This is a genomic window from Serratia quinivorans (assembly GCF_946227985.1).
GTDB lineage: Bacteria > Pseudomonadota > Gammaproteobacteria > Enterobacterales > Enterobacteriaceae > Serratia > Serratia quinivorans_A.
In genome coordinates, this window is sequence record NZ_CAMKGL010000001.1 from 690,826 (window position 1) to 701,111 (window position 10,286).

A 10,286-nucleotide genomic window follows, 5' to 3' on the forward strand; every position below is an offset into this window, starting at 1 on the left:
CATGAAAGCGATGCTGATGAACTCCCTGTGGTTGATGTTGGAACGGATATCGCTGAGCCTGTCAGGCATTTTTGTTTCGGTGTATGTAGCGCGCTACCTGGGGCCTGCGCAGTACGGGCTGATTAACTACCTGCTGTCGGTGATCGCCATTGCCGTACCGCTGGTGCAATTGGGGGCCGACGCGGTGTTGTTTAACCGTGTCGCCCGCCGACGGCACAGCGGCATCCGCCTGATGCTGGCCTCGATGCGCCTGCGGCGGCAACTGTTTGCGTTGATCGCCATACCGCTGATGGCCTGGGCGCTGCTGACGCAGGATCGTACCAGTCAGATCATGATGGGGTTGATGCTGATCAGTGCCTATTTCTCGGTACAGGACGTTTATAAAATTTATTATGACGCCCTGCTGAAATCGAAATTGAATACGCTGATCAACAACCTGGCGCTGTTGCTGTCGATCGTTGTGCGGTTGGCGCTGGTGCATGCCAAGCTGCCGCTGGAGTGGTTTGCCGGGCCTTATGTGCTGAGCAGCCTGATCCCCTACGCGGTGCGATGGGTGCTGTTCCGCCGTGAGCAGGGGGGCATGCGGCCGATTGGCAGGCGTCATCAACGGCGTTACGGACGTTACCTGCTGAAAGTAGGGTTGCCACTGGCGGTTTCGGGCCTGTCGATAGTCATCTACACCCGTATCGATCAGATCATGATCGGTAACTATCTTGGCGAGCATAGCGTCGGGTTGTACAGCGCCGCCATCACCCTGAGTCAGGGCTGGATCTTCGTGCCGATTGCGCTGATCACCTCAATGATGCCAGGGGTGGCGAATGCCCGCACGCTGGACGAACAGGAAGGGCGCATCCGGCTGTTGTATCTGGTGGTGCTGCTGCTTTCGATGCCGGTGATTTTACTGCTTTCGTTGCTTCCCGGGCCAATAGTGGCGCTGATGTTTGGTGACAGCTACCGTGAAACCGCCACTATCCTGGCGTTGTGTTCGGTGACGTCGTTGTTCTCCGTGATGGGCACCGTGTCTTATCGGGCGATTGTGCTGTTTGGCGGGTACCGGTTTATCGCGATAAAAATGCCGCTGGCCGCCTTGGCCAATGTGTTGATGAATCTGGTGTTGATCCCGCGTTACGGCATTGCGGGTGCGGCGGTTGCAACGCTGATCACCGAGTTTATTTCATTTTTTGTACTTAATGGTTTTTTCAGAAAAGGACAAATTACCCGGCTGCAGGTGACCTGCTACCGTTGTTTACCTCAACTAATAGGGAAGGTGCGAGAACTTTATGCTAAATAATCTGGTGGAGGGTTTTTACCGTAATATACCCGATGCACTATATCATCAGTTAAAGTACGCATTATTTTTTCGCAAGATGCCGCACCTGGCCAAACCGGTGGGGTATAGCGAAAAACTGATGCGTAGAAAAGTCTATCCTCTGGCGATGTACACGCAATTGTCTGATAAGTATCAGGTGCGAGAATATATTAAAAAGCTGTGGGGGGAAGAATACCTGATTGAGCTTTATGCACAGGGTAAAGAACTGACTGAGGAAATGTATGAGGCATTGCCTGATGCATTTGTTATTAAGGCCAACCATGGCAGTGGCTATAACAAACTGGTATTTGATAAAAGCCAGACCAGTTTTAATGAGCTAAGAGTCCTGACCAACAGTTGGCTGCGGCAGAATTTTTATCAGGTTTACCGCGAGCGCCATTATAAGGATATTCCGCCCTGCGTGATGGTGGAAAAAATGTTGCTGGAGGACGGCAAGACGCCGAATGATATCAAGGTCCACTGTTTTAACCGCGGCGGTGAAGTGCGGTTTTTCATCCAGATTGATTATCAGCGCTTTATCGATCACCGGCGTGACTTTTTTGACGCCGACTGGAACCGTACCGAAATCCGCCTGGGCGTGCCCAACAGCGAGGTGCCGATGGATAAACCCTGTCGGCTGGAACAGATGCTGGCGCTGGCACACCGGGTCGCCGAGCAATTCTCTTATGTACGTGTCGATTTTTATCAGGTGCAGCAACGTATCTATTTTGGCGAGCTGACATTCACCCCGGGGGCCGGCCTGCAAAGGCTGACGCCAGAAACCATTGAACAGGAGTGGGGAGGTTATTTCCAGGAGTAGTTGAAAAACCGGTAGGCTGCGCGGATTTTACCCGCGTCAGGACGGGGGGTAATAACCGGACAAGGATATTCTGGGATAACAAACTATTCCGTTGGCAATGATATTTTTTGCCAAATGATAATATATTGTTGAGGTAATAAATGGACTTATCGATTGTCATGCCCGTTTTTAATAACTCAGCCAGTTTGGCCGCCACACTCGTCCGGATGACCAGTGCCTGCTCGGGGTTCGATTATGAAATTATCGTGGTTGATAATGCTTCCGATAAATCAGAACTGGATAATATGCGCGGCTTATTGGCCGCCAACCGTCGGGCACGATTACATGAAAATAAAGTTCGCAGTAACACGGCGGTTTCCTGTAATACCGGTTTTCGTCTGGCGCGTGCGGAAGTAGTTTTCTTTCTGGAACCAGAAGACTCCTTTAGTACCAATTATATTATCCGCCGTCTGGAACGCCATCAGGACACCCGGCTGGACATTATTTTTGGTAATTACGCCACGGTGAGTGACAAAAATATTCGCAGCTATCGATTTGATTACAAGGAGGGAGTGGCGGGGGCAGATTTTTTATTTCTCGACATGGGTGATATTCGCACCTCCACCATCAGCCTGCGTAAAAAAGAGGACCGACGGTTTTTATTCCCGGAATTCCTCTACAAGTACCAGGACTGGGGATTTTTGGTCAATGCCACCAATCTGGGTGCCAGAGTGGCCTTTGACGAAGGGCTCGGGGTGTTCATCCGCTGCGGTGATGCCGAGACGGATCGGTGCCGGATGAACCTCGACGCCAGCGAACAGTTTATTGATGCCTACCTGAACGCCAGTGGCCGTTATATCAGCGGGTTTGCCTGTAAACACCTGCTGGCCTCGTTGTACAGCGAGAACCTGCAGGCTTTCAACTATTACTCATCGCGGACACAAAGCCAGGCTTTGAGCAGCAAGTTCAGGGCGATCAAACTGTACGGCGACTGCCTGGCCAGACTGGGGCTGTTTCCATTGGGGGGGCGTCTGTTACGCAGCGCTCGTGAGGGATTTCGGAGATGACATGCAGCAACGAAAAGTAGCAATCGTAATTGAGAACATCGCCGAAAAAGGCGGTACCGAACGGGTCGCCAGCAGCCTGGCCAATGCGTTGGCCACGCGTTTGGGGCATCAGGTGGATCTGGTGTCGATCAGCGGTGACCGGGCATTTTACCCGCTGGACGCTGCGGTGGGTCTGCGCTTTATGCCCGGCAGAACGCTGCTGTGGCCCTGGCGATTGGCGTGGTTTCTGCGGCGCGGTCGTTATGACGTGATAGTCACCGTTTCGATGGGAAAACTCTCGACGCTGATGGTGCCCTACCTGCGTTTACTCTGCCCGCACAGCCGCCTGTTGCTGAGTGAGCACGTCAGCTTCCATCAATATGCCTGGCCGATGAAGTGGCTGAAGGTGCTGGTTTATCGGTTGGGCGACCGCACGGTACTGCTGACCAGGAAAGATCTGGCCACCATCAGCCGCTGGGTGCCGGAACGCAAATGTCAGGTGATCGAAAACGTTTCACCTTTCCCGGTGCAATCGCCGCAGCCGAAGTTGCAACAGCCGGTGGCGTTGGCGGTCGGTCGGCTGTGCCATCAAAAAGGTTTTGATCGTCTGATAGCCGCCTGGCAACGGGTGGCACGGCAAACGGCAGGTTGGCAACTGCATATCGTCGGTGACGGCCCGGATCGCGTCGCGCTACAGCAGCAGATTGACGCCGCCGGGTTGGCTGAACAGGTGAAGTTGCTGCCGGCGACCGCTGACATTGCCAGCCACTATCGACAGGCGGCAATGCTGTTGATGACCTCGCGTTACGAAGGGCTGCCGATGGTGTTGATTGAAGCCATGAGCTTCGGCCTGCCGCTGGTGGCGTTTGACTGCCTGACCGGGCCAGCCGAGCTGATCGATGACGCGAGGAACGGCTATCTGGTGGCGGAGGGCGATCTCGAGGCCTTCAGCCGCCGCACGCTGGCGCTGATCGACGACGGCGAGCTGCGTCAGCGCTTTTCGTTGCACTCGCTGGCGCGGGCACAACAGTTCATCCCTGAGCGGATTTATCCCCAATGGCAACAGCTTATCGCTGGAGGTTAAGATGGAAAAAGTTTCAGTTATCATGCCGGCTTACAACGCCGCAGGCTTTATCAAACAGTCGATCCTCGGGGTGCTGAACCAGACCTATCAGGATTATCACCTGTATGTGATCGATGATGCTTCCACCGACCGGACCGCCGAGGTGGTGAAACCCTTTATTCACGATCGTCTGACCTACATTCGCAACAATACCAACCAGGGCGTGGCCGAAACCCGCAATATCGCGATTGAAGCGGCGCGCGGCGATTATATTGCCTTCTGCGACAGCGATGATGTCTGGCACCCCAACAAGCTGGCACGCCAGGTTGGCATCCTGAAAACCGACCGCTATGACGTGGTGTGTTCGCACTATTACACCTTTGAAGATGACCCGGCGCGGGTGAAAAACTACCGGGGTTCCGGGGAGATCATCGCCTATCGGGACATGCTGAAAAGCAACTGGATCGGCAACCTGACCGGGATGTACAACCAGCGCCAGGTCGGCAAGGTGTACCAAAGCAAGGTCGGGCACGAGGACTACGTGATGTGGCTGTCGGTGCTGGAAAAAGCGCGTAACCACCTGGCGTATTGCATACCTGAGCCACTGGCCTTTTACCGTCTTTCTGCGCAGTCGTTATCCGGTAATAAAATTCAGGCGGCCGACTGGCAATGGCAGATTTATCGCCGTCATCTGGGGCTTTCCTACCAGAAGTCCTGCTATCTGTTCTTCTCTTATCTGTACAACGCGGTGATGAAAAGACAATGAAACTCAGCAAGCTAACCACCGCCTGCCTGTTGTTCTGTTCCGGGCTGGCCAATGCCGCTCCCTGCAGCAACAACCTGCTGCAGGATCCCGGATTCGAGCAGGGCGGCGCGGGCTGGTCACTGGCCTCGGCACAGGTGGTGACGGGGGGGCACGGTGGCCAGAGCAGCCTGTTCTATCAAAATCACAACCCCGCCAGCTACCACAACATGCTGCAGACGCTGTCGGTTAAACCGGGCCAGCAGCTGGCTTTTGGCAGCTGGGTACGCGGTGAGAACCTGAAGGGCAAGGGGGAGAATCAGGGAGCCGGAGTGTTTATCGAAAGTTATGACGGCCAGGGGCGCTTTTTGGCCGGCAGCTATCCGCAGGGCCTGCTGGGCACCAGCGGCTGGCAGCCGGTCACGGGAGATTTTCGGGTGCCACCGCGCGCGGTAAAGGTGGTACTGGGCGTCTATCTGCGCCGGGGTACCACCGGCAGCGCCTGGTTTGATGACGTCTACGCCTGTCAGCAGCCGGTCGCGCCGGAGCTATACCAGATGCGCAGCAGCCAGGGTACGGCATCGAGCCTGATCGAAGTGGTTGATCCGCAGCAGGTGCAGGTGGACAGCACGCTGGTCGACGACAAAAACGCCGCCGTGAAGCATGACAGCCGCCGCTACCGCATAAGCGGACAACAGCAGGTGGAGTTCCCGCTGCCTGCCGATCTTGCCGCCGGGGAATATCGCCTGCAGCAGCAGGTAACGGACGTGGCTTCACGGCAGAGCCAGCGAAGCGAAATGCCGATCAGCGTCGGTCGTGCGCAGCCTAAAGTGGCGTTGGATGCCCAGGGCTATACCCTGAAACAGGGCAAGCGCTTCTTCCCGCTCGGTATTTATATGTACGGCGAGATGGTGACGGATGAGCATCTGGCGCGCATCCGCGATGCCGGTTTCAACACCTTGCTCAATTACAACTACGGTACCGGCCGCGATCCCGATAACTATTTCCGCAAAACCCAGCAGTATGGTTTGCAGGTGATTTTCTCGCTTAAGGACATGTATGCCGGTACCCGGTTCGCGCCGGAAACCAAAATGAGTTATCCGCAGCTGACGGCGAGCTATGTGGAAAGGTTCAAACACCAGCCGAACCTGCTGGCCTGGTATATCAACGACGAGCTGGGGCCGGAATACGTGCCGCAGATTGAGCAAAAGCATCTGCAGGTAAAACGCCTGGATCCGGATCACCTGACGTTCCAGGTGCTGGACAAGACCGGCACGCTCAACGCCTATTTCAACAGTTCGGACGTGTTGGCCAGCGATCCTTACCCGGTCGGCAGAGACGCGGATCTGACGCGGACGCTGGAATACAGCCGCATTACCAGCCAGGTCGCGCGGCAGGTCAAAGGGGCCTGGCTGGTGATGCAGATTATGGATCACGCCGCGTATGCACCGGGCCGTAAACCGCGTCAACCCACGGAGGCGGAGATGCGTAATCAGGCCTGGCTGGGGCTGATTGGCGGCGCTAAAGGCATCCTGTTTTATTCCTATACCGACTTGTTCTACAAGCGCCAACGCGGTGGCTTTAGCCAGCAGGAGTTTGATGCTATCTGGCAGGGGGTGGCCAGCGTGGCGCAGCAGATTGTCAGCTTTAACCCTTACCTGCTTTCCGGCGAAAGCACCCTGCTGCAGGGCAACAATACCGCTATCCCGGCAAGGCTGTTTATCAACGGCCAGCAGGGCCTGGTGCTGATCGCCAACCCTTACTACCGGCCAATGTCGGCCCGTTTTGACTTGCCGACGGGTTGGCGGACGCAAGGAAAGCGGCAGATCGAGGTTGAATTGCCGTCGATGGGCAGCCGGGCGGTGTGGGTGCAACTTCAAAAAGAAAAGAAAGGATAACCGATCATGAATACCACTCTGAGCCTGATTATTCCGGTGTATAAGGTCGAGGCTTATATTGAGGCCTGCCTGTGCTCAGTGCTGCAACAGCTGCCGGACTGGGCAGAAGTGATCATCGTGGATGACGGCAGCCCGGATGGCGCCATCGGCATCGCCGAAGAGGTGCTGTGCCGCTATCCGCAGCACAAACTGCGGGTCAGCATACTGCGTCAGCAAAACCAGGGGCTGAGCGAGGCGCGTAACAGTGGCATTGCCCATGCGCAGGGCGGCTATGTTGGCTTTCTTGACTCCGATGATGTGCTGCTGGAAGGGTATTTCAGCATTTTGGGGCGTCTGCTGGCCGATAACCCGCTGGCAGACATCGTGGCTTTCAACGCCCAGCGCTTTTCGGCTTTCAACAACGGCAAGATCCGGCCGGAGGGCACCCTGGCTATCGTACCCGGCAATGCGGCCCCCCAGCAGCGTGATGCTCATATGGCGCTGCTGGCAGACAGCTTCAACCGCAGCCTGTGGTTCGCCTGGGCACGTATTTACCGCAAAACGTTGTTCGATCAGGTGCGCTTTCCGGCGGGACGCAATTTCGAAGATATTCAGCTTATCCCGCAGCTGTACCTGAAAGCGGAACGTATCGTGGTCTGCGACACACCGCTGGTGGGTTACCGCGCCAACCCCAATGGCATCACGCGTGCGCCCAAACGACGCGATCTGGATGACCTGGATTATGCGCTCGACGGCGCCGACACGAGACGGCGTGAGGGAGTGGGGCACGGGCTGTACTCCGTACTCTTCGTTACCACGCTGAAGGCGCGTTTGCTGGTGGGGCTGGACTTTTTCGGGCTGCGTGACGCGCTGCGCGAAACCCGCGAGCTGAAACGCCGCTACTCCGGCCTGCGGGCGGAAGAGCGCAAGCTGCTGAGCCGCAAGAACCGGCTGTTTTACCGCAGTCCGCTGGCTTACTACCTGATGGCCCGGCTGTATAACCTGCGCGGATAGCGGCACCGCTTTCGTCCCTATATCCATTGTGCAGGAGCGCTGCATGCTGCGCCTATGTCAATCGGGGTGAATTTATTCGCCCCCTACAGGCAGAATCAAACTATGAGTATTACCGTCAGCGTCATCATACCCACCTATGGCCGCAGTGAACTGTTGGCACGCGCCATTGACAGCGTGCTGGCGCAAACCCATCGCCCGCTGGAAATTATCGTGGTGGATGACAACCCGCAGGGCGATGCGCATCGCCTGGCGACCCGCGAACGCCTGGCCGGTTATATCGAGCAGGGGCAGATCATTTACTACCCACGTCGTCACAACGGCGGTGGCGCGCAGGCACGTAACAGCGGGATCCTGCGTTCGCGCGGTGAGTACATTACCTTTCTGGATGATGACGACTACTACCATCCGCAGAAAATCGCCCGGCAATTGGCGTTTATGCAGCAGGGCAACTTCGACGTCAGCCTGTGCGACATGGATATTCTCAAGGACGGGCAGATCAGCACCGAGCATTATTACCGGGCGCGTTGCGCAGGGCTGGAAGATTTTATGCTGGCCGGCGTGGCCTACACGCCCATGATTATGCTGCGGCGGCGCATGGCCATTGCGGTGCGTGGTTTCTTTAATACCCCACGCTATCAGGACCATATCTTCCTGTACCGGCTGTTGGCGGCTGGGGCGAACATCGGCACGCTGCATGAACGCCTGGCAGTGCACAACGACCATGACGGTGAACGCATCACCTCCAGCCCGAAAGGCATCCTGGGGTACCGCAATAAAATGCAGGTTGAAAAGCGATTGATGCCGCAGATATCGCCCCGGGCGCGTAACATCATGCGCCTGCGCCACACCTGTATTAACTCGCGCATCATTACCGACGGCAATAGCCGTCTGGCCGGGGTGTTATACGGGCTAAGGGGCATTGTCTACGTCAATAGCGGCCTGATGGCAGGGGTGTATATGAAAAATATCATCCGCAATGTGTTTTTCCGTGGCGTGCCTTTCTGACTCGCCGGTGACACAGATAAGAGAACAACCCTTTCCAGAGGATGATTATGCGCTTTGAACGTTCTACGTTGATTGGCAGCGTGCTGCTGCTGACGGTACCGCTGTTTGCCTTGCTGCACAGCATTGGCACGCTGCGGGCAGGAAGGAAAAACACGGTGGCCTATCTGCTGATTGCGCTGTGTTTTTTCTTTTTCTTTATCAAGATCCCACCATTGGCCGATCTCTACCGTCACTTTGCCAACTATGATGCGATTAACTCGGCCACCAGCCTGGGTGATGTCATTCAGGGCAAGGTGGACGTGGTGCTGTACGCCAACTTTTATATTTTCAAAAAGCTGGGTATTCCTTTTTACGTCATTCCGGGGCTGTACGTCGGCCTGTCGGTTTACTGTTATCTTGCCGCGCTGAATATTGTCATGCTGCACTCCGGCAAGGTGTTTTCAGCCAGGCAGTTTGTATTGCTGCATCTGGCGGTGTTGTTTCTGATCAACCCGTTTATCATCGGCATGGGGCTGCGTTTTGGCTTCTCGATGGCGGTGATGACGCTGGCGATGGTGTTGTTTTGCCATAAACAGAATCGGCCGCTGGCCGCCGGCCTGATGTTATTCGCCATGTTGACCCACTTTTCCAGCATGCTGCTGGTCGGGGTGTTTTTGTGCAGCCGGGTAATGCGACTAAACCGCCTGCTGACGGTGGTGTTTAGCGCCATTGCGTTGCTGACCGCCAAGTTCGCACTGCCGTTTATCCTTTCCCATATTACGATTTCGGGCATTAACAGTTACTCCGACGTCTATACCTCTGGCATGTATGCCAGCGATTACCTGACCTCCGGCAATGCCAATGGGATGATTAACTTCCTGATTGTGCTGTTCCCGGCGCTGTTTCTCGGGGTCTACATGCTGGCGAACCCGATGCGTAACCAGGCGGGGGACATCAAAAACACCGCGGCCTGGCTGGTGGTGTTTGTGTTCCTGTGTTCCAGTTCGCTGCAGGCGGCCAGCCGCTATGCCAGCGTGGCGTCGGTATTCCTGCTGTTTTACTACGTGGCGCATCAGGGCTCGTTCATTCGCGGCAGGTTTAACTACTTCTTCTTGTGTTTCATGCTGATGGCCACCGGCTATAACCTGATCGAAAACATCTATGTTCCGCGTCGGCCAATCATGCTGGGGCAGATGTGGCAGTCATTTTATAAAACGCCGTTGCTGAACCTGTTCTACGGTGAACAGGAGTATGAGCAGTATCTGCGGGTTATCAACCGTGACAGCGGCGAGTGGATCGGCCATGAGATGGATGCAGGTTAATCAGTTAGCAGACACACAAAGCCTGTTATTAGGGAGAGCGTGCCGTAGGGGTCGTAGCGGCTTGTCCGCCGACCAATTTGCCGGGAGAAAATTGGAACGACTTCCAGTCGGCCCGTAGGGTGGGACACAT

At 55.8% G+C, this 10,286-nt stretch carries 9 protein-coding genes; all 9 read left to right on the forward strand.

Features of this window, described 5'->3' with window-relative positions; all coding sequences use genetic code 11:
* Nucleotide 1 precedes the first annotated feature (1 nt).
* The 9 genes from OCH02_RS03220 to OCH02_RS03260 all read left to right on the forward strand — a co-directional run bounded on the left by OCH02_RS03220 (nucleotide 2) and on the right by OCH02_RS03260 (nucleotide 10,156).
* A complete protein-coding gene (locus tag OCH02_RS03220) occupies nucleotides 2–1,291 on the forward strand; it encodes a flippase (RefSeq protein ID WP_261429828.1) in 1,290 nt (429 codons plus the stop codon).
* Nucleotides 1,281–2,129: an ATP-grasp fold amidoligase family protein gene (locus tag OCH02_RS03225; protein WP_261429830.1), complete on the forward strand. Its 849-nt coding sequence runs from the start codon at nucleotides 1,281–1,283 to the stop codon at nucleotides 2,127–2,129. Before OCH02_RS03220 ends, OCH02_RS03225 begins: the two co-directional genes overlap by 11 nt.
* 140 nt (nucleotides 2,130–2,269) lie before the next feature.
* On the forward strand, nucleotides 2,270–3,175 hold the full coding sequence (locus tag OCH02_RS03230) for a glycosyltransferase family 2 protein (protein ID WP_315899149.1): 906 nt from the start codon (nucleotides 2,270–2,272) through the stop codon (nucleotides 3,173–3,175).
* A gap of 1 nt (nucleotide 3,176) precedes the next feature.
* Nucleotides 3,177–4,238 carry a glycosyltransferase family 4 protein gene (locus OCH02_RS03235; RefSeq protein WP_261429832.1) on the forward strand — a complete coding sequence of 354 codons (1,062 nt, stop codon included), beginning with the start codon at nucleotides 3,177–3,179 and terminating at the stop codon, nucleotides 4,236–4,238.
* Between the two features lies 1 nt (nucleotide 4,239).
* Nucleotides 4,240–4,983, forward strand: coding sequence for a glycosyltransferase family 2 protein (locus OCH02_RS03240; RefSeq protein WP_261429833.1), 744 nt, complete (start codon nucleotides 4,240–4,242; stop codon nucleotides 4,981–4,983).
* Nucleotides 4,980–6,857, forward strand: a complete 1,878-nt coding sequence (locus OCH02_RS03245) for a carbohydrate-binding protein CenC (protein ID WP_261429835.1) — start codon at nucleotides 4,980–4,982, stop codon at nucleotides 6,855–6,857. Before OCH02_RS03240 ends, OCH02_RS03245 begins: the two co-directional genes overlap by 4 nt.
* A gap of 6 nt (nucleotides 6,858–6,863) precedes the next feature.
* On the forward strand, nucleotides 6,864–7,850 hold the full coding sequence (locus OCH02_RS03250; protein WP_261429836.1) for a glycosyltransferase family 2 protein: 987 nt from the start codon (nucleotides 6,864–6,866) through the stop codon (nucleotides 7,848–7,850).
* A 102-nt stretch (nucleotides 7,851–7,952) separates the two neighbouring features.
* A complete protein-coding gene (locus OCH02_RS03255) occupies nucleotides 7,953–8,855 on the forward strand; it encodes a glycosyltransferase family 2 protein (RefSeq protein ID WP_261429837.1) in 903 nt (300 codons plus the stop codon).
* Nucleotides 8,856–8,902: 47 nt separating this feature from the next.
* Entirely contained in the window at nucleotides 8,903–10,156 is a 1,254-nt protein-coding gene (locus OCH02_RS03260; protein WP_261429838.1) for an EpsG family protein, read from the forward strand.
* Nucleotides 10,157–10,286 lie beyond the last annotated feature (130 nt).

Excerpts from the sequence above, each read along its gene's own strand:
- OCH02_RS03220 (WP_261429828.1), top strand. The coding sequence starts at position 2 with ATGAAAGCGATGCTGATGAACTCCCTGTGGTTGATGTTGGAACGGATA.
- OCH02_RS03225 (WP_261429830.1), top strand. The coding sequence starts at position 1,281 with ATGCTAAATAATCTGGTGGAGGGTTTTTACCGTAATATACCCGATGCA.
- OCH02_RS03230 (WP_315899149.1), top strand. The coding sequence starts at position 2,270 with ATGGACTTATCGATTGTCATGCCCGTTTTTAATAACTCAGCCAGTTTG.
- OCH02_RS03235 (WP_261429832.1), top strand. The coding sequence starts at position 3,177 with ATGCAGCAACGAAAAGTAGCAATCGTAATTGAGAACATCGCCGAAAAA.
- OCH02_RS03240 (WP_261429833.1), top strand. The coding sequence starts at position 4,240 with ATGGAAAAAGTTTCAGTTATCATGCCGGCTTACAACGCCGCAGGCTTT.
- OCH02_RS03245 (WP_261429835.1), top strand. The coding sequence starts at position 4,980 with ATGAAACTCAGCAAGCTAACCACCGCCTGCCTGTTGTTCTGTTCCGGG.
- OCH02_RS03250 (WP_261429836.1), top strand. The coding sequence starts at position 6,864 with ATGAATACCACTCTGAGCCTGATTATTCCGGTGTATAAGGTCGAGGCT.
- OCH02_RS03255 (WP_261429837.1), top strand. The coding sequence starts at position 7,953 with ATGAGTATTACCGTCAGCGTCATCATACCCACCTATGGCCGCAGTGAA.
- OCH02_RS03260 (WP_261429838.1), top strand. The coding sequence starts at position 8,903 with ATGCGCTTTGAACGTTCTACGTTGATTGGCAGCGTGCTGCTGCTGACG.